At 66.1% G+C, this 15,984-nt stretch carries 22 protein-coding genes; 18 read left to right on the forward strand and 4 right to left on the reverse strand.

Translation table 11 applies throughout. The features are described 5' to 3' along the window. The first annotated feature begins 95 nt into the window (after positions 1-95). The 17 genes from ehuC to LQK81_RS00535 all read left to right on the forward strand — a co-directional run bounded on the left by ehuC (position 96) and on the right by LQK81_RS00535 (position 13,239). Positions 96-755 (forward strand): ectoine/hydroxyectoine ABC transporter permease subunit EhuC, encoded by a 660-nt coding sequence (ehuC, locus tag LQK81_RS00460; protein WP_230802710.1) that lies wholly within the window; start codon positions 96-98, stop codon positions 753-755. A 2-nt stretch (positions 756-757) separates the two neighbouring features. Next, entirely contained in the window at positions 758-1,420 is a 663-nt protein-coding gene (gene ehuD, locus LQK81_RS00465) for an ectoine/hydroxyectoine ABC transporter permease subunit EhuD (RefSeq protein WP_230802711.1), read from the forward strand. Beyond that, complete coding sequence (eutA, locus tag LQK81_RS00470; RefSeq protein ID WP_230802712.1) at positions 1,417-2,199, forward strand: ectoine utilization protein EutA; 783 nt, start codon at positions 1,417-1,419, stop codon at positions 2,197-2,199. Before ehuD ends, eutA begins: the two co-directional genes overlap by 4 nt. A 4-nt stretch (positions 2,200-2,203) precedes the next feature. Further along, positions 2,204-3,208, forward strand: coding sequence for a hydroxyectoine utilization dehydratase EutB (gene eutB, locus LQK81_RS00475; protein WP_230802713.1), 1,005 nt, complete (start codon positions 2,204-2,206; stop codon positions 3,206-3,208). Then, positions 3,205-4,197: an ectoine utilization protein EutC gene (eutC, locus tag LQK81_RS00480; RefSeq protein WP_230802714.1), complete on the forward strand. Its 993-nt coding sequence runs from the start codon at positions 3,205-3,207 to the stop codon at positions 4,195-4,197. Before eutB ends, eutC begins: the two co-directional genes overlap by 4 nt. Positions 4,198-4,229: 32 nt before the next feature. Then, entirely contained in the window at positions 4,230-5,411 is a 1,182-nt protein-coding gene (doeA, locus tag LQK81_RS00485) for an ectoine hydrolase DoeA (RefSeq protein WP_230802715.1), read from the forward strand. Positions 5,412-5,418: 7 nt separating this feature from the next. Then, complete coding sequence (gene doeB / locus LQK81_RS00490) at positions 5,419-6,423, forward strand: N(2)-acetyl-L-2,4-diaminobutanoate deacetylase DoeB (RefSeq protein WP_230802716.1); 1,005 nt, start codon at positions 5,419-5,421, stop codon at positions 6,421-6,423. 132 nt (positions 6,424-6,555) lie between these two features. Continuing rightward, on the forward strand, positions 6,556-7,455 hold the full coding sequence (locus LQK81_RS00495) for a DMT family transporter (RefSeq protein ID WP_442967044.1): 900 nt from the start codon (positions 6,556-6,558) through the stop codon (positions 7,453-7,455). 100 nt (positions 7,456-7,555) lie between these two features. After that, on the forward strand, positions 7,556-7,684 hold the full coding sequence (locus LQK81_RS26185; protein ID WP_263812065.1) for a hypothetical protein: 129 nt from the start codon (positions 7,556-7,558) through the stop codon (positions 7,682-7,684). An 89-nt stretch (positions 7,685-7,773) separates the two neighbouring features. Next, entirely contained in the window at positions 7,774-7,950 is a 177-nt protein-coding gene (locus LQK81_RS00500; protein WP_230802717.1) for a hypothetical protein, read from the forward strand. Positions 7,951-8,159: 209 nt separating this feature from the next. Next, complete coding sequence (locus LQK81_RS00505) at positions 8,160-8,312, forward strand: twin-arginine translocase TatA/TatE family subunit (protein WP_183799448.1); 153 nt, start codon at positions 8,160-8,162, stop codon at positions 8,310-8,312. A 284-nt stretch (positions 8,313-8,596) separates the two neighbouring features. Continuing rightward, positions 8,597-8,776, forward strand: a complete 180-nt coding sequence (gene napE, locus LQK81_RS00510) for a periplasmic nitrate reductase, NapE protein (RefSeq protein ID WP_230804358.1) — start codon at positions 8,597-8,599, stop codon at positions 8,774-8,776. Positions 8,777-8,785: 9 nt separating this feature from the next. Then, complete coding sequence (locus LQK81_RS00515; RefSeq protein WP_230802718.1) at positions 8,786-9,304, forward strand: ferredoxin-type protein NapF; 519 nt, start codon at positions 8,786-8,788, stop codon at positions 9,302-9,304. Then, the gene (locus LQK81_RS00520) at positions 9,297-9,584 is read left to right on the forward strand and encodes a chaperone NapD (protein ID WP_230802719.1); all 288 of its coding nucleotides are present in this window, start codon (positions 9,297-9,299) and stop codon (positions 9,582-9,584) included. Before LQK81_RS00515 ends, LQK81_RS00520 begins: the two co-directional genes overlap by 8 nt. After that, positions 9,559-12,066 carry a periplasmic nitrate reductase subunit alpha gene (napA, locus tag LQK81_RS00525; RefSeq protein WP_230802720.1) on the forward strand — a complete coding sequence of 836 codons (2,508 nt, stop codon included), beginning with the start codon at positions 9,559-9,561 and terminating at the stop codon, positions 12,064-12,066. Before LQK81_RS00520 ends, napA begins: the two co-directional genes overlap by 26 nt. Next, positions 12,033-12,536 (forward strand): nitrate reductase cytochrome c-type subunit, encoded by a 504-nt coding sequence (locus LQK81_RS00530; RefSeq protein ID WP_230802721.1) that lies wholly within the window; start codon positions 12,033-12,035, stop codon positions 12,534-12,536. The genes napA and LQK81_RS00530 overlap by 34 nt, the downstream gene beginning before the upstream one ends. 7 nt (positions 12,537-12,543) lie before the next feature. Further along, positions 12,544-13,239, forward strand: a complete 696-nt coding sequence (locus tag LQK81_RS00535) for a NapC/NirT family cytochrome c (protein WP_330166534.1) — start codon at positions 12,544-12,546, stop codon at positions 13,237-13,239. Positions 13,240-13,341: 102 nt separating this feature from the next. Here the strand turns inward: LQK81_RS00535 and LQK81_RS00540 are convergent, their stop codons facing one another. Genes LQK81_RS00540 through LQK81_RS00555 form a run of 4 tightly spaced genes read right to left on the reverse strand, consistent with a single transcriptional unit; the run spans position 13,342 to position 15,795 of the window. Further along, positions 13,342-13,626 (reverse strand): metal-sulfur cluster assembly factor, encoded by a 285-nt coding sequence (locus LQK81_RS00540; RefSeq protein WP_230802723.1) that lies wholly within the window; start codon positions 13,624-13,626, stop codon positions 13,342-13,344. After that, positions 13,627-14,139 carry a DUF2249 domain-containing protein gene (locus tag LQK81_RS00545; RefSeq protein WP_230802724.1) on the reverse strand — a complete coding sequence of 171 codons (513 nt, stop codon included), beginning with the start codon at positions 14,137-14,139 and terminating at the stop codon, positions 13,627-13,629. 2 nt (positions 14,140-14,141) lie between these two features. After that, positions 14,142-15,488 (reverse strand): hypothetical protein, encoded by a 1,347-nt coding sequence (locus LQK81_RS00550; protein ID WP_230802725.1) that lies wholly within the window; start codon positions 15,486-15,488, stop codon positions 14,142-14,144. A 34-nt stretch (positions 15,489-15,522) separates the two neighbouring features. Next, a complete protein-coding gene (locus LQK81_RS00555; protein ID WP_183799475.1) occupies positions 15,523-15,795 on the reverse strand; it encodes a DUF2249 domain-containing protein in 273 nt (90 codons plus the stop codon). On the opposite strand from LQK81_RS00555, the gene LQK81_RS00560 reads away from it, so the two are divergent. Next, positions 15,794-15,976, forward strand: coding sequence for a hypothetical protein (locus LQK81_RS00560; protein ID WP_230802726.1), 183 nt, complete (start codon positions 15,794-15,796; stop codon positions 15,974-15,976). The two genes, LQK81_RS00555 and LQK81_RS00560, sit on opposite strands and share 2 nt — an antisense overlap. Positions 15,977-15,984: the final 8 nt, after the last annotated feature.

The raw sequence follows: 15,984 nt of genomic DNA on the forward strand, positions 1-15,984 counted from the left end.
CTCCAGCCAGTCTCCCCCCTTGAGGGGGAGATGCCCGGCAGGGCAGAGGGGGGTGCGTCGCCGACTGCCTATGCTTCCAGCGGGCGGAACACATCATGATCGACTGGACAGGCTATATCGGACTGATCCTGCAAGGCGCGCTGGTGACGATCGAGCTCACGCTCATGGGTTCGGCGCTGGCGCTCGTCATGGCCTTCGCCGCCGGCCTCGGCCGTCTGTCGCGCTTTGCCGCGGTCCGGGCGCTGGCCACGACCTATATCGAATTCTTCCGCGGCACCTCGATCTTCGTGCAGCTCTTCTGGGCCTATTTCGTCCTGCCTTTTGCCGGCATCACGCTGACGCCGCTGCAGGCAGGCGTGCTGGCGCTGGGGCTGAACGTCGGCGCCTATGGCGCGGAAGTGGTGCGCGGTGCGGTGCGGGCGATCGGCCGGGAGCAGCACGAGGCCTGCGTCGCCCTCAATCTCGGCCGCTACCAGCGCCTGCGCCACGTGATCCTGCCGCAGGCACTGCCGCTGATGCTGCCGACCTTCGGCAACAACGCCATCGAGCTTCTGAAGGGAACGGCCGTGGTCTCGCTGATCTCGCTGACCGACATGACCTTCCAGGCGCAGGTGGTCAGGGCGCAGACGGGCAATACGCTGATCCCGTTCGCGACCGTCCTCGTTCTCTACTTTGCCATGGCCATGGCCATTTCGGCCGGGGTGCGCTGGCTGGAACGCCGGGCGGCGCGTGGCCTCGACGGCGTGAGGGTCTGACCATGGAATGGGACTGGGCATTCGTCTGGCAGATCATGCCGACCCTTCTCGAAGGGCTGAAGATCACCATTCTCGCCACCGTGCTCGGCGCGATCGTCGCCGCCGTCTTCGGCCTGGTGCTGGCCATCGCCCGGCGCTCGCCGAACCCGCTGATCGCACGCCCGGTTGGCTTCTTCGCCGATTTCATCCGCGGCACGCCGCTGCTCGTGCAGCTCTATTTCATCTTCTACGTGCTGCCCGACATCGGCATCCGGCTGTCGCCGCTGGTCGCCGGCGTGATCGGGCTCGGCATCCACTACGGCACCTATGCCGCCGAAGTCTACCGCGCCGGCATCGACAACGTGCCGCGCGGCCAGTGGGAGGCGGCCCGGGCCACCAATCTCAGCATCCGGCAGGCGTGGATCCATGTGGTGCTGCCGCAGGCGATCCCGCCGATGATCCCGGCGCTTGCCAACTATTTCATCGCCATGTTCAAGGAGACGCCGCTGCTGTCGGCCATCACCGTTCTCGAACTGATGAACCAGGCCAAGAGTGTCGCCAACAGCAGCTACCGCTATATCGAGCCGATGACGCTGGTCGGCGTGTTCTTCCTGGTCATCAGCCTGATCTCCGTCGTTGCGCTGCGCTTCCTGGAAGAACGCTATGCCAGGGTGGACGAGCGATGACGCCGGACGATATCCCCATCGGCACGGCAAGCCGCGCCCCGCGCCTCGACGACCGCCCGCTGGAAAAGCGGGTCGGCCTGATCATCCTGGCGACGGACCACACGACCGAGGTCGATTTCCGGTGCATGGTGGCGAGCGAGCGGATCGGCGTCTACGTCACGCGCATTCCCTATGCGAACCCGGTGACGCCCGAGAACCTGATGAAGATGCAGCCGCAACTGACGGCGGGTGCGGCGCTGATCCTGCCTGACGAACCGCTGGACGCGGTCATGTACTCCTGCACTTCGGCCTCCGTGGTCATAGGAGACAGGCAAATTGAGGCGGCCGTGCAGGCGGCAAAGCCCGGCGTTCCCGTCGTGACGCCGACTGCAGCTTCCGTGAAGGGTCTGAAGGCCGTGGGCGCGAAGCGGATTTCGATCCTGACGCCCTACACCGTCGAGACCAGCCGGCCGATGGCGCGCTACTTCGCCGACCTCGGCTTCCGGATCGACCGCTTCACCTGCCTCGGGTTGACCGACGACCGGGAGATGGCGCGGATCTCGCACGACGAGATCGCAGCCTTCGCCGAAGAGGCGACGGCGCCGCAATCGGATGCGCTGTTCATATCCTGCACGGCCGTTCGCGCCGCCGAGGTCGCCCCGCGCATCGAGAAGACGATCGGAAAGCCCGTGGTCAGCAGCAACCTCGCGACGGCCTGGGCATGCCTGCGCCTCTGCGGCGATGCGACGGCGCGGCCGGAGCTCGGTACTCTCATGACCAAGCCCTATCTCGAAGGTTGACCCCATGTGCGCGCAACCGGCCTCCGTCTCGATCGACGACATCCGTGCCGCATCCGCCCGCATCGCCGGGCGGGTCCTGCGCACGCCGATGGTGCCATCCGCCATCCTTCAGGAGAGGACCGGCGCTCTCGTCCACCTCAAGCTCGAACACTATCAGACGACCGGCAGCTTCAAGCTGCGCGGCGCGACCAACGCGGTCCTGTCGCTGACGCCGGCGCAACGTGCCCGTGGCGTCGTCGCCGCCTCCACCGGCAATCACGGCCGGGCGCTGGCGCATGCGGCAAAGGCGGAAGGCGCGGTCGCCACCATCTGCATGTCGAGGCTGGTGCCGGAAAACAAGGTCGCGGAGATCCGCAGGCTCGGCGCCGAGGTCCGCATCGTCGGCAGCTCGCAGGACGAGGCGCAGGAGGAAGTCGACCGGCTGGTGGCGGAAAAGGGCATGGTCATGGTGCCGCCCTTCGACGATGCCGCCGTCATCGCCGGGCAGGGCACGCTCGGGCTCGAGATCATCGAACAATTGCCGCAGGTGGCCACCGTGCTCGTGCCGCTTTCGGGCGGCGGGCTCGCGGCCGGCGTGGCCGCGGCCGTCAAGGGCGCGAACCCGAAGGCAAAAGTGATCGGGCTCACCATGGAACGGGGTGCGGCGATGAAGGCGAGCCTCGATGTCGGACATCCGGTGCAGGTGGAGGAACTGCCGAGCCTTGCGGATTCGCTCGGCGGCGGCATCGGGCTCGACAATGCCCTGACCTTCGCCATGTGCCGCGACCTGCTCGACGATGTGCTGCTGCTTCCGGAAGCTGAGATCGCCGCCGGCATGCGGCATGCCTATGCCGTCGAGCGCGAGATCGTCGAAGGGGCGGGCGCGGTCGGCATCGCGGCGCTGCTTGCCGGGCGGATCCGGTTTGCCGGGCCTGTTGTCGCGATCCTGTCCGGCCGCAATGTCGACATGACCCTGCACCGCAGGATCGTCAACGGCGCGACGTCTGTCGAAGAAGAGGTGGCGGCATGAGCCGGATGATCATCCTGACCGAGGCCGACCTGAGGAAGGTCGTGACACTGGACGCCGGGGCTGTCGCCTGCGTGGAGGATGCCTTTCGGGCGCTCGCCACCAAGGCCGTCGCCATGCCGCCGATCCTGCGGCTCGACATTCCCGAGCACCGCGGCGAGGTCGACGTGAAGACGGCCTATGTCCCCGGTCTCGACGGTTTCGCCATCAAGATCAGCCCCGGCTTCTTCGGCAATCCGGAGATCGGCCTGCCGAGCACCAACGGCATGATGGTGCTCCTGTCGGCCAAGACAGGCCTCGTTCAGGCGCTGCTGCTCGACAACGGCTACCTGACGGACGTGCGAACGGCCGCAGCCGGCGCCGTCGCCGCACGATACCTGTCCCGGCCGGATTCCGGCGTGGCCGCGATCTTCGGCGCGGGCATGCAGGCCAGGCTGCAACTGCAGGCGCTGACGCTGGTGCGGCCGATCCGCGAGGCCCGGATCTGGGCGCGCGACGTGGCCAAGGCCGAAAGGGTCGCGGCCGAGCTCACACGGACACTCGGCATCTCCGTTGCCGCCGTGGCCGATCCGCAAGCAGCCGTTGCCGGCGCGGACATCGTCGTGACCACGACGCCGTCTGAGGCGCCGATCCTGAAGGCGGCATGGCTGCAGCCCGGCCAGCATGTCACAGCCATGGGCTCGGACGCCGAGCACAAGAACGAGATCGAGCCGGCGGCGATCGTCAACGCCGGCCTCTACGTCGCAGACAGCCTCGGCCAGACCCGCCGCCTCGGCGAACTGCATCACGCCATCGAGGCGGGCCTCGTGGCCCCGGACGCCGCCTTCGCCGAACTCGGCGGGATCGCGGCCGGGCTGGAACAGGGGCGCCGTGACGCGGACCAGATCACCATTGCCGACCTGACCGGGACGGGCATTCAGGACACGGCCATCGCCACGCTCGCCTTTTCGCGCGCGACCTCGGCCGGTGCCGGCACGCCATTTGAAAGTTGAGACCGGCAGATGCCGGAGAATGAGGGAGAAGCATGACCCAACCGAACCTCAAATTTTCCCTTGGGGAATATGAGACGCGCCTGGCAAAGACGCGCAAGGCCATGGAGGCGAAAGGCGTCGATCTTCTGATTGTCAGCGACCCGTCGAACATGGCGTGGCTGACGGGCTACGATGGCTGGTCGTTCTACGTGCACCAGGCCGTCGTCGTGCCGCCGACCGGCGAGCCGATCTGGTACGGCCGCGGCCAGGATGCCAACGGCGCCAAGCTCACGGCCTATCTCAAGCACGAGAACATCATCGGCTACCCGGACCACTACGTGCAGTCGACCGAGCGCCATCCGATGGACTATCTCTCAGCCAGGCTGGTCGAGCGCGGTCTGGACAAGCTGACGATCGGCGTCGAGATGGACAACTACTGGTTCTCCGCCGCCGCCTTCGCGAGCCTGGTCAAGCACCTGCCGAACGCCCGCTTCGTTGACGTCACGGCGCTGGTCAACTGGCAGCGGGCGGTGAAGAGCGAGACCGAGATCAAGTATATGCGCAATGCCGCCCGCATCGTGGAAGGCATGCACCAGCGCATCTTCGACAAGATCGAGGTCGGCATGCGCAAGTGCGACCTGGTGGCCGAGATCTACGACGCCGGTACGCGCGGCGTCGACGGAATCGGCGGCGACTATCCGGCGATCGTGCCGCTGCTGCCGTCGGGCGTCGACGCGTCCGCGCCGCACCTGACCTGGGACGACCGGCCGATGAAGCGCGGCGAGGGCACATTCTTCGAGATCGCCGGCGCCTATAACCGCTACCATTGCCCGCTGTCGCGCACCGTCTTCCTCGGCAAGCCGACGCAGGAATTCCTCGATGCCGAGAAGGCGACGCTGGAAGGCATGGAGGCGGGGCTCGCCGCCGCCAAGCCGGGCAACACCTGCGAGGACATCGCCAACGGTTTCTTCGCGGTCCTCAAGAAATACGGCATCGTCAAGGACAACCGCACCGGCTACGGCATCGGTCTCTCCTATCCGCCGGACTGGGGCGAGCGCACCATGAGCCTGCGCCCCGGCGACCGCACAGAGCTGAAACCGGGCATGACCTTCCACTTCATGACGGGTCTCTGGCTGGAAACCATGGGTCTGGAGATCACCGAGAGCATCCTGATCACCGACACCGGCGTCGAATGCCTCGCCGACGTGCCGCGCAAGCTGTTCGTCAAGGATTGAGCCTGCCATGAGCGAAACCGAACTGCGCGCCTCGCCGATCACGCCCACGGTCGATTTTTCGGCCCATGGCATCCAGCACGGCTTCCTCCGGCTGCCCTATAGCCGCGACGATTCCGCCTGGGGCTCGGTGATGATCCCGATCACGGTCGTCAAGAATGGGGAGGGGCCGACGGCCCTTCTCACCGGCGGCAATCACGGCGACGAATACGAGGGGCCGATCGCGCTGTTCGACCTCGCGCGCAGCCTGAAGGCGGAGGACGTGTCCGGGCGGGTCATCATCGTCCCCGCGATGAACTACCCGGCCTTTCTCGCCGGCACCCGCACGTCCCCGATCGACAAGGGCAACCTGAACCGCAGCTTTCCGGGCCGGCCGGACGGTACGGTGACGCAGAAGATCGCCGACTATTTCCAGCGCGAACTGCTGCCGTTGGCCGACATCGTCCTGGACTTCCACTCGGGCGGCAAGACGCTCGACTTCCTGCCCTTCTGCGCTGCGCACATCCTGCCGGACAAGGCGCAGGAGCAGCGGTCCTTCGAACTGGTGCAGGCATTCTCTGCGCCTTACTCCATGAAGATGCTCGAGATCGATGCGGTCGGCATGTACGACACGGCGGCCGAGGAGATGGGCAAGGTGTTCATCACCACCGAACTCGGCGGCGGCGGTACGGCGACGGCAAGAAGTGCGGGGATCGCCAAGCGCGGAGTCATCAACGTTCTGCGGCAGGCCGGCATCGTGAAGGGCAAGGCGGAGGTCGCCCCGACACAGTGGCTCGACATGCCGGATGGCGACTGCTTCGCCTTCGCCGAGGAAGGCGGGCTGATCGAGCCGCTGGTGGACATGGGCGACGCCGTGGCCCGGGACCAGGTGGTGGCCCGCATCTACCCGACGGGTCGCACAGGCGCGCAGCCCTCCGAGATCCGCGCGAAGATGGACGGCATCCTTTGCGCCCGGCATTTCCCCGGCCTCGTCAAGGCCGGCGACTGTGTTGCAGTTCTGGCGGTCACGGTCTAAAGCATGTCGCGCAAAAGTGCGCAGCGGTTTTGCGACAGCGACATGCAAAAGAACTGGAATTAAAGCGCGCACGAAGGATCGCGACGCGCTTTAGTTCACGGCATTCACGCCCCACGCAGACTGGACATCGCCGTGACGCAGACCGAATTCGCCGCCACGGCACCCGCAGCCCGGAACCGGCTGGCGTTGATGGCGCTGCTGGCCGGCGCGGTCGCGATCGGCGGCTCGCCGATCTTCGTCCGGCTGTCCGAGATCGGCCCGATGGCGACGGCCTTCTGGCGCGTCGCCCTCGCGCTGGTGCCGCTCTTCCTGTTCTTCCGCCTGTCGGAGAAGCGTCGGGCCGCGGGGCCTGCGGGGCTGCGCGACATGATCGCGCTCGCGCTGCCGGGTGTCTTCCTCGCGGCCGATCTCGTTGCCTGGCACGCCGCGATCCATGTGACGACGGTTGCCAATGCGACGCTGCTCGCCAATCTGGCCCCTGTCTTCGTGACCGCGGTCGGCTGGCTGTTTCTCGGCGCATCGATCAGCCGCGCCTTCCTCATCGGCCTCGCCGTTGCGATCACCGGTATCGTCATCCTGAAAGGCGGGCTGAGCGGGCTTTCGGCCGGCAATCCGTCGGGCGATGCGCTGGCGGTTCTCGCAGCCCTTTTCTATGCCGGCTACATGCTGGGCGTCGCCCGGTTGCGCGGCCGCTTCGACACCGCCCGCGTCATGCTCTGGAGTACGGCTTCGGCGGCGGTCTGCCTGCTGCCGGTGGTGCTTCTGACCGAGAGCCAGTTCGCCCCCGTCACGATCTTCGGCTGGGCGATGCTGCTGGGGCTGGCGCTGATCAGCCATGCCGGCGGGCAGGTGGCGATCACCTATGCGCTCGCTTTCCTGCCGACGGCCTTCTCCTCGCTCACCCTGCTGCTCCAGCCGGTCGTCGCCGCCCTTCTCGGCGTGGTCGTGCTCGGCGAAGCCGTCGGCGTCACGCAGGCGATCGGTGGCGCCATCGTCCTGTGCGGTATCCTCTATGCACGCAGGAGTGGGTGACAATCTGATCCGTTGTCGGATTGGCCCCCGTCCTCACTCACGCCCGACTCGACTCGGCTGCGGCCAGCTGCTTCTTTGCCGTCAGGCGAGGAGGAAGCCAATGGCGTATGAATGGGACCACAAGCAGGCGACGCGTGAACGCATATGGAAGCTGGCCTCGATGGTGGCCGGCACCCTGGTAACGGTCGGGATCCCGACGGCGATCGTCCTGGCGGCGATGGGGCAATAGACGGGCATTTCCCGCGGGCCAACGCCATCAAGTTGCCCTCAATGTCAGGCATAGACCCCCGCAATCAGGGAGGAAAAACAATGCCACAGATGATAGAAGTATCCGCGGTGGTCGCCGGCAGCTGCGTTCCGCTGGGCCTGCTCACCGTCCGGCAGGCGCTGGACCTGCCGCATCTGACCGCGTTCAGGTTCTGCCAGGCAACAGCCGATGCCAGGCAGGAGCGGTGCCTGTCGCGCCGGGAGCTCGAGGAACTGGTCCGGCAGTAGAACGCACGCGTGGCGCTCCCGGCGAGCGCCACCACCACTCGGGCAGGCCGGGGGCAATCGTCTCGACCGCCCCGTATCCGGTCAGGCGGCGCACGCGCGCCCGCCACAGCTTCGCGCACGGTGCGCGCCATTCCTCTTGATCTAGAACAAGGACATCCCGGGCCCTTGCCCCTATCCTCGCCGGCATCTGAGTGAGAGAGGCGAAGTCCATGGGTTCCTTCAGTATCTGGCACTGGCTGATCGTTCTCGCCGTCGTGCTGCTCCTGTTCGGGCGCGGCAAGATCCCGGAACTCATGGGCGATGTCGCCAAGGGCATCCGCGATTTCAGGAAGGGCCTCAAGGACGACGATGCCGCGGCATGACAGCCCGCGCCCGGAGATCGTTCGCAGGCGAGGACGGCAACGGCCACATTCTTTCGAAGCTGAAATAAAAAGTGAACCGAATCAGGCGTATCCTCTTTGGACCATCGGACTGGCAATCCTGCAAATCGAGGATACCATTAGTCATTCCGGGAGGTGTTGCGATCGGCGTCGCGCCGAAGGCAACGAAAATGGCGTGTCAGGCGCCCCCGACCCCCGGCCGCGGTCACGCAATGTGGTCCGTAGCCGGGTTGGTTGCAGTCAGGAGAGGTGAGGACGTGTCTGATCTGTCTGGCGATCACCCCGTTTCCGACAAGCGTTCGCGGCGCCGTGCCGAACTGATCGCGTTCTTCGTGCTGGCGTTCGGCATCTGGCCGCTGGTCGCCGTCGCCATCGTCGGCGGATACGGCTTCCTCGTCTGGATGTTCCAGATCATCTACGGCCCGCCCGGGCCGCTCGGTCATTGAGGCGTCGACATGCAGACGGCTTCGCTCTCACGGCGTGAACTCCTGCTTGGCCGGCCGACGGCTAGGGCGGCCATCCTCTGTCCGCCCGGCGCCACGATCGCAAGCCTCGAGGCCGCCTGCACCGGCTGCGGGCTTTGCGCGGAGCGATGTCCCACCGGCATCATCGCGCTTGTCGACGGCGTTCCGTCGATCGATTTCGCGCTTGGCGAATGTACCTTCTGCGGGCAATGCAGTGCCGCCTGTCCCGAGCCGGTCTTTGCGGCCGAACAGGCGACGTGCTTTCCGCACGTCGCCGCCATCGGCGACGCGTGCCTTGCCCGGCGCGGCGTCTCCTGTCTCTCCTGCGGCGAGAGCTGTCCCGTGCAGGCGATCCGCTTTCGCCCGCGCATCGGCGGACCGTTCGAACCGGAGCTGAGCGCCGATCAGTGCAGCGGTTGCGGCGCCTGCCTCTCCGTGTGCCCGGTCAATGCGATCGGCCTTGCACCGCGCGAGACCGAGCTTGGCGAGAGGGAGGCTGCCGATGCCTGAGCGGCCGCAACGCCATCATATTTCGAGCGCCGTGATCGCGACGATGCCCGCCCGCACCGCGGCGGTCCTCGCCGAGATCGCGAAGATGGAGAATGTGGAAGTCCACGGCGAAGGCGGCGGCAAGATCGTCGTCGTGATCGAGGGAACGTCCACGGGCATGCTCGGGGAATGTTTGACGCACATGTCGCTCCTCGACGGAGTGATCTCTGCAAACATGGTTTTCGAGCACGTCGAGACAGAGGAGACTGGAAGCGATGACCGGAACACTGACGCGGCGTGACATCCTGAAGGCCCATGCCGCCGGCATTGCCGCGGCCACGGCCGGCGTAGCGCTTCCCGCAGCCGCCCAGCCGGTGCCGGGCGGGGTGGAGGCGCTGGAGATAAAGTGGTCGAAGGCACCGTGCCGGTTCTGCGGCACCGGCTGCGGCGTCATGGTCGGCGTCAAGGAAGGCCAGGTGGTCGCGACCCATGGCGACATGCAGGCCGAGGTCAACCGCGGGCTGAACTGCATCAAGGGCTATTTCCTCTCCAAGATCATGTATGGCGAGGATCGGCTGCAGACGCCGCTTCTGCGCAAGCGCAACGGCGCCTACGCCAAGGACGGCGAGTTCGAGCCGGTGAGCTGGGACGAGGCCTTCGACGTCATGGCCGAGCAGTGCAAGAAGGTGCTGAAGGAGAAGGGGCCGACTGCCGTCGGCATGTTCGGATCCGGCCAGTGGACCATCTTCGAGGGCTATGCGGCGACCAAGCTGATGCGGGCGGGCTTCCGCTCCAACAACCTCGATCCGAACGCGCGCCATTGCATGGCGTCCGCCGCCTACGCCTTCATGCGCACCTTCGGCATGGACGAGCCGATGGGCTGCTACGACGATTTCGAACACGCCGACGCCTTCGTGCTCTGGGGTTCGAACATGGCGGAGATGCATCCGATCCTGTGGACCCGCGTTGCCGACCGCCGCCTCGGCCATCCGCATGTGCGGGTCGCGGTGCTGTCGACCTTCACCCACCGCAGCATGGACCTGGCCGACATCCCGATGGTGTTCAAGCCCGGAACGGACCTGGTCATCCTCAACTACATCGCCAACCACATCATCCAGACGGGGCGGGTGAACGAGGATTTCGTCCGCCAGCACGCGAAGTTTGCCCGTGGCGCCACAGACATCGGCTACGGTCTCAGGCCGGACGATCCGCTGGAGACGAAGGCTGCCAATTCGGCCGACCCGACAAAGACCGAACCGATCGACTTCGAGGCCTTCAAGGAATTCGTCTCCGAGTACACGCTGAAAAAGACGGCGGAAATGACCGGCGTCGATCCCGGCTTCCTCGAACAACTGGCCGAACTCTATGCTGATCCGGATCGCAAGGTCATGTCGCTCTGGACCATGGGGTTCAACCAGCATGTCCGCGGCGTCTGGGCCAACCAGATGGTCTATAACCTCCATCTCCTGACCGGAAAGATCTCCGAGCCCGGCAACAGCCCGTTCTCGCTGACCGGGCAGCCGTCGGCCTGCGGCACGGCGCGCGAGGTCGGCACCTTCGCCCATCGCCTGCCGGCGGACATGACGGTGACCAATCCCGAGCACCGCAAGCACGCCGAGGAGATCTGGCGCATCCCGCACGGCATCATCCCGGAGAAGCCGGGCTATCATGCGGTCCAGCAGGACCGGATGCTGAAGGACGGCAAGCTCAATTTCTACTGGGTGCAGGTGAACAACAACGTCCAGGCAGGCCCCAATACCGCCAATGAGACCTGGCAGGGCTACCGCAATCCGGACAACTTCATCGTCGTCTCCGATGCCTATCCGACGATCACCGCGATGAGCGCCGACCTGATCCTGCCGGCCGCCATGTGGGTGGAGAAGGAGGGCGCCTATGGCAATGCCGAGCGCCGCACCCATGTCTGGCACCAGCTCGTCCAGGCCAAGGGCGAGGCGCGGTCCGACCTGTGGCAGATGGTGGAGTTCTCCAAGCGGTTCACGACCGACGAGGTCTGGCCCGCCGAGACCCTGGAGGCAAATCCGCAATACCGCGGCAAGACGCTCTATGAGGTGCTGTTCAAGAACGGCGAGGTGGATCGCTTCCCGCTCAGCGAGGTGAATGCGGAGTACGACAACAACGAGGCCGAGGCCTTCGGCTTCTACATCCAGAAGGGCCTGTTCGAGGAATATGCCGCCTTCGGGCGCGGCCATGGCCACGACCTCGGGCCCTACGACCTGTATCACGAGGTGCGCGGGCTGCGCTGGCCCGTGGTCGACGGCAAGGAGACCCTGTGGCGCTACCGCGAAGGCTACGATCCCTACGTCAAGCCGGGCGAGGGCGTGAAGTTCTATGGCCAGAAGGACGGCAAGGCGGTCATCCTCGCCGTGCCCTACGAGCCGCCGGCAGAGGCACCGGATGAGGAGTTCGACGTCTGGCTCGTGACCGGGCGGGTGCTGGAGCACTGGCATTCCGGCTCGATGACGATGCGCGTGCCGGAACTCTACAAGGCGTTCCCCGGCGCCCGCGTCTTCATGAACGCCGACGACGCCCGCAAGCGCGGCATCAATCAGGGTTCGGAAGTGCGCATCGTGTCGCGCCGCGGCGAGATCCGCTCCCGCGTCGAGACGCGCGGCCGCAACCGCATGCCGCCGGGCGTCGTCTTCGTCCCCTGGTTCGACGCGAGCCAGTTGATCAACAAGGTCACCCTCGACGCCACCGATCCCATTTCCAAACAGACGGATTTCAAAAAATGCGCGGTCAAGATTCTTCCCGTCGCCGTCTGAGGCGGCCTGAATGGACGGCAATCGCAGCGGGGCTCCTGCTTTTCGTCGCGACGGCCGCGATTGCCCAGGTGGCGACGAAGACCCCGCCGCAACTGGAGGGGCCGACGCCCTCGATGGCAACCGAAGCGGCGCCGCCCCTGCCGAAATGGGTGGTCGACGATCAGCGCAAGATGCGCGCCTATCCCGACCAGCCGCCGATCATCCCACATTCGATCGAGGGCTACGAGCTTTCGGTCAACGCCAACCGCTGCCTGTCCTGCCACAAGCGGGAGTTCACCCAGGATTCCGGCGCGCCGATGATCAGCGTCACGCACTACATGACCCGTGAGGGCCAGATGCTCGCCGACGTTTCGCCGCGGCGCTACTTCTGCACCGCCTGCCACGTGCCGCAGGCGGACACGCGCCCCCTGGTGCCCAACGGCTTCAGGGACATGAGCGAGATGGGCGTCAAGCCCGCCGGAAGCGAGTGACGCCATGATCAAATGGATAAAGGGCGTCATCCTCTGGGCCTGGAAGATCATCGCCACCCCGGCCGGCACGCTGGGGCTCGGCTTCCTCACCCTTGGCGGCTTCGTCGGCGGCGTGATGTTCTGGGGCGCGTTCAACACGGCTCTGGAACTGACCAACACCGAGCAGTTCTGCACCTCCTGCCACGAGATGCGCGACAACGTCTATCAGGAGTTGACGCGAACGATCCATTTCTCCAACCGCTCCGGCGTGCGCGCCTCCTGCCCGGATTGCCACGTTCCCCACCAGTGGACCGACAAGATCGCCCGCAAGATGCAGGCATCGAAGGAGGTGTGGGGCAAGATCTTCGGCACCATCAACACGCGGCCGAAATTTCTGGCACACCGGCTGGAGTTGGCGCAGCACGAATGGGCGCGCCTGAAGGCCAACGACAGCCTCGAATGCCGCAATTGCCATTCGTCGGTGGCCATGGACCTGCAGAAGCAGACGCAACGGGCGGCCGAGATCCACACGCGCTACCTGCTTCCCGGCAAGGCGACCTGCATCGATTGCCACAAGGGCATCGCGCATGAATTGCCCAACATGCAGGGCATCGATCCAGGCTGGAAGATGCCCGCGGAACTGGAAGGCAACCGGGCGTCGAACATGACCCCGATCGACGACCTCAGCCGCGCCATCAACGAACTGCACGCGGAAGTCTTCTGACGAAGGCGCCTCCCGTGCTCGCGGGGCCGAACAGACCAGAAGAATGGGCGAGACCGCGCCAACGGTCCCGCCCTTCCTCGATTGCAGGCCCGATGGCCGGCCTCAGCTTGCCATCCTGTCGGGTGTCCATGGCGGATCGTAGGTCAGGGTGACGTCGACGTCGCGGGCGCCTTCGACCCCTGCGGCGCAATCCCGCACCGCGTCGGTCAGGAATGCGGCCGCCGGGCAGCCGCGCGTCGTGGTCGTCATCGCGATGGCGACCGTTCCCTCGTCGTCGCAGTCGATCGAATAGATCAGGCCCATCTCCACGACGTTCTTTCCCAGTTCGGGATCGATGACGATCGTTAGCGCTTCGCGGATGCGCAGGGCGAGGGCGTCGTTCGACATCTACTTCGCCTTCCCGACGCGGATCATGATGCGATAGGTCGTGCGCGCCTCGTCGAAGTTGCCGACCCATTGATGGCCGCGCTTGGCAAGCTCAGGAAAGAGCAGCAGCGGCTCGCGCGAAAGCAGGGCGAAGATGACCTCGCCCTCGTCCAGCTTCTCGGCTTCCGAGAGGATCCGCACCATCGGTTCGGGCGGCAGAAGATCGGTGAGGTCGAGGTCCACGACGGGATCCGCCCAGAGCTCGGGCTCGCCGGCATCCGTGGAGAGCTGGACCTCGGGCAGGGCCTTGGGCGTGAAGCGGATCTCGAAATCGCCGCCCTCCGTCTCGATCACCTCGTGGTCGAACCCCCTGTTGGACATCACGCCGTAGAGCGGCTGGGGGCGGAAGGGGGCGAGAAGCTTGAGACCCTGTCCGGGACGCAAGGCATCCACGGCGCTCATGATGGCCTGGAAGGGCTCGCCGCCGTTTTCCAGCATCGGACGGACGTCCAGTTCCGCAAAGTCTTCGTTCATTTTTATCTCCGGTGCGTGAGGAAGAGATGAGGGGGCAATACGCCCGAAGGCAGCCGTATGTCAGGCGGCGCGCAGGAGAGCCGGCGGGCCCTGACGAACTCCGCGATCAGCCCGAGCGTCGCCAGTATCTGCAGAACGCCGGCCGCCGTAAACACCTGACGATCGTGGACGAACAGCGCCAGCGCGCCAACGCCGACCGTCACGATGTAGAGACCGAACCACCAGATCGCCCGACGCTCGTCGACGAGGTCCTGCACGCGGGGAACGGCGGTCTTGCCGAGCACCGGCCCGTAGCATTCGAGCCAGGTCAGGAAGGGGATGATCTTGTAGAGCTGTCCGAGGCCCAGGCAGGTCAGCCACCCCATGCCCACGAGCCAGACCAGGATGGCGGCGCTCTCCGCAAGCGTTCCCTTGAGCAAGGATGCCGTGAAGAGAACGACCGAAACCATCAGGAAGACCACGGCTGCGAGGCTCAGGAGCGTGTTCAGTTCGGCCGTCTTGCGCCGGCGCTGGCGAAAGATGGCCGCGACGTCGAATGCGTAGAGGCCGAGGCCGACAAAGCCGATGACGCTCGCCCCGGCGACGGGCCAGACGCCGTCGATCCCGATGGCCGTCATCGCGATCTGCACCGCAAGCAGCAGGATCGCCGCGATGCTGGCGACGAGCACCATCCGCGACGTGCCGCGGTCGTGCTCCGGCGACAGCAGGAACATCGACAGCAGCCGGTAGGACACGCCGATCGCGGTGATCGTCATCCAGCCGAACAGTCCCATCGTCGCATGCAGCCCGACGCCGCCGGCCAGGAGATTGAGCGCGTGGACCTCCTCCACGAACCCCGACAGGCCCAGGGTGAAGCACAGCCCCAGCGCCACGGTCAGCCCCATGGCGACGAGCCCGGTCAGGACGAAGCGGCCGGGAAGCGCCAGCGGCCGCGCCGACCATATCGTGGCGGCGAGGCTCGCAGCCAGTGCGGCGAAACCGGTGGCAAGCAGGACGCCGCCGACGGGCAGGGCGAGGGGCGGGACGGGCAGGCGGCCGCTGAGGCCGAGGAACCCCGAAAGCAGGACCAGCAGCCCGCAGACGATCAGGATCAGCGCCGGCAGCGCCAGGAACGGCGCCTTCAACGGCTTGGCCACCAGGACGGGGACAAACTGCAAAAGCGCGCCGGAGAAGAGGAGCCCGAGCCATCCGATTGCGAGCGTGTGGACGATCACCAGCGTCTCGGGAGCCTCGACCGCCAGCGCCGGATAGCCGAAGCCCGCCGCCAGCAGGACCTCGCCGCAAAGCAGGAACACCAGCGCTGCGGCGAAGTAGGACATCGTCCATCTGGAAAGCGTGGCACCAGGCATCGTCATCACCTCGGCAGGACAGGGTCTCTTTCGTTCAGTGACCGCAGCAGCAGTCGCAACCCGAACTGTCGTGCCTCTTGATAGAAACCCGCCAGACGGCCGGGCCCTGCTCGAGATAGGTCCACTCGAACTGCTCGGGATAGCGGGTCTCGATCTGGTAGTGCAGCGGTCGCGGGTCGTGATCGCTGGCGACATGCATCATGCCGCCGGGCGCGAGCGCGGTCAGCATTCCGAAGATCCTCGGATGGCGCTCCGGCGGAGCAATCGTTCTGACATCGATCAGCGGTATGTTCTCGGAATTCGACATGTTGTTTTCCATCGGCCCCGATCCGGAACTCGGAGGCCGGGCCGGTGCGCCCCCGATCCTTCAAGACTACCGGCCCGCCGCCCGCATCTTTTTGTCGCCGGGCAAACAAGATGACGAAATGGAAAGTGAATCAGGTCCGCTGAACCTGCCGGAAAGGGAGAGGGCCCGGCACTCCGCCTGATGCCGGGC

This window comes from Rhizobium sp. GN54 (genome assembly GCF_021026345.1).
Lineage (GTDB): Bacteria > Pseudomonadota > Alphaproteobacteria > Rhizobiales > Rhizobiaceae > Mycoplana.

What these genes read in the sequence shown, in the direction of transcription:
- napA (WP_230802720.1), top strand. Translation starts at nt 9,559, where the DNA reads ATGACCGGAACACTGACGCGGCGTGACATCCTGAAGGCCCATGCCGCC.
- LQK81_RS00520 (WP_230802719.1), top strand. Translation starts at nt 9,297, where the DNA reads ATGCCTGAGCGGCCGCAACGCCATCATATTTCGAGCGCCGTGATCGCG.
- doeA (WP_230802715.1), top strand. Translation starts at nt 4,230, where the DNA reads ATGACCCAACCGAACCTCAAATTTTCCCTTGGGGAATATGAGACGCGC.
- LQK81_RS00515 (WP_230802718.1), top strand. Translation starts at nt 8,786, where the DNA reads ATGCAGACGGCTTCGCTCTCACGGCGTGAACTCCTGCTTGGCCGGCCG.
- LQK81_RS00540 (WP_230802723.1), bottom strand. Translation starts at nt 13,626, where the DNA reads ATGTCGAACGACGCCCTCGCCCTGCGCATCCGCGAAGCGCTAACGATC.
- doeB (WP_230802716.1), top strand. Translation starts at nt 5,419, where the DNA reads ATGAGCGAAACCGAACTGCGCGCCTCGCCGATCACGCCCACGGTCGAT.
- LQK81_RS00550 (WP_230802725.1), bottom strand. Translation starts at nt 15,488, where the DNA reads ATGCCTGGTGCCACGCTTTCCAGATGGACGATGTCCTACTTCGCCGCA.
- LQK81_RS00505 (WP_183799448.1), top strand. Translation starts at nt 8,160, where the DNA reads ATGGGTTCCTTCAGTATCTGGCACTGGCTGATCGTTCTCGCCGTCGTG.
- LQK81_RS00560 (WP_230802726.1), top strand. Translation starts at nt 15,794, where the DNA reads ATGTTGTTTTCCATCGGCCCCGATCCGGAACTCGGAGGCCGGGCCGGT.
- LQK81_RS00500 (WP_230802717.1), top strand. Translation starts at nt 7,774, where the DNA reads ATGATAGAAGTATCCGCGGTGGTCGCCGGCAGCTGCGTTCCGCTGGGC.
- LQK81_RS26185 (WP_263812065.1), top strand. Translation starts at nt 7,556, where the DNA reads ATGGCGTATGAATGGGACCACAAGCAGGCGACGCGTGAACGCATATGG.
- eutC (WP_230802714.1), top strand. Translation starts at nt 3,205, where the DNA reads ATGAGCCGGATGATCATCCTGACCGAGGCCGACCTGAGGAAGGTCGTG.
- ehuD (WP_230802711.1), top strand. Translation starts at nt 758, where the DNA reads ATGGAATGGGACTGGGCATTCGTCTGGCAGATCATGCCGACCCTTCTC.
- LQK81_RS00555 (WP_183799475.1), bottom strand. Translation starts at nt 15,795, where the DNA reads ATGTCGAATTCCGAGAACATACCGCTGATCGATGTCAGAACGATTGCT.
- ehuC (WP_230802710.1), top strand. Translation starts at nt 96, where the DNA reads ATGATCGACTGGACAGGCTATATCGGACTGATCCTGCAAGGCGCGCTG.
- LQK81_RS00530 (WP_230802721.1), top strand. Translation starts at nt 12,033, where the DNA reads ATGCGCGGTCAAGATTCTTCCCGTCGCCGTCTGAGGCGGCCTGAATGG.
- eutB (WP_230802713.1), top strand. Translation starts at nt 2,204, where the DNA reads ATGTGCGCGCAACCGGCCTCCGTCTCGATCGACGACATCCGTGCCGCA.
- LQK81_RS00545 (WP_230802724.1), bottom strand. Translation starts at nt 14,139, where the DNA reads ATGAACGAAGACTTTGCGGAACTGGACGTCCGTCCGATGCTGGAAAAC.
- eutA (WP_230802712.1), top strand. Translation starts at nt 1,417, where the DNA reads ATGACGCCGGACGATATCCCCATCGGCACGGCAAGCCGCGCCCCGCGC.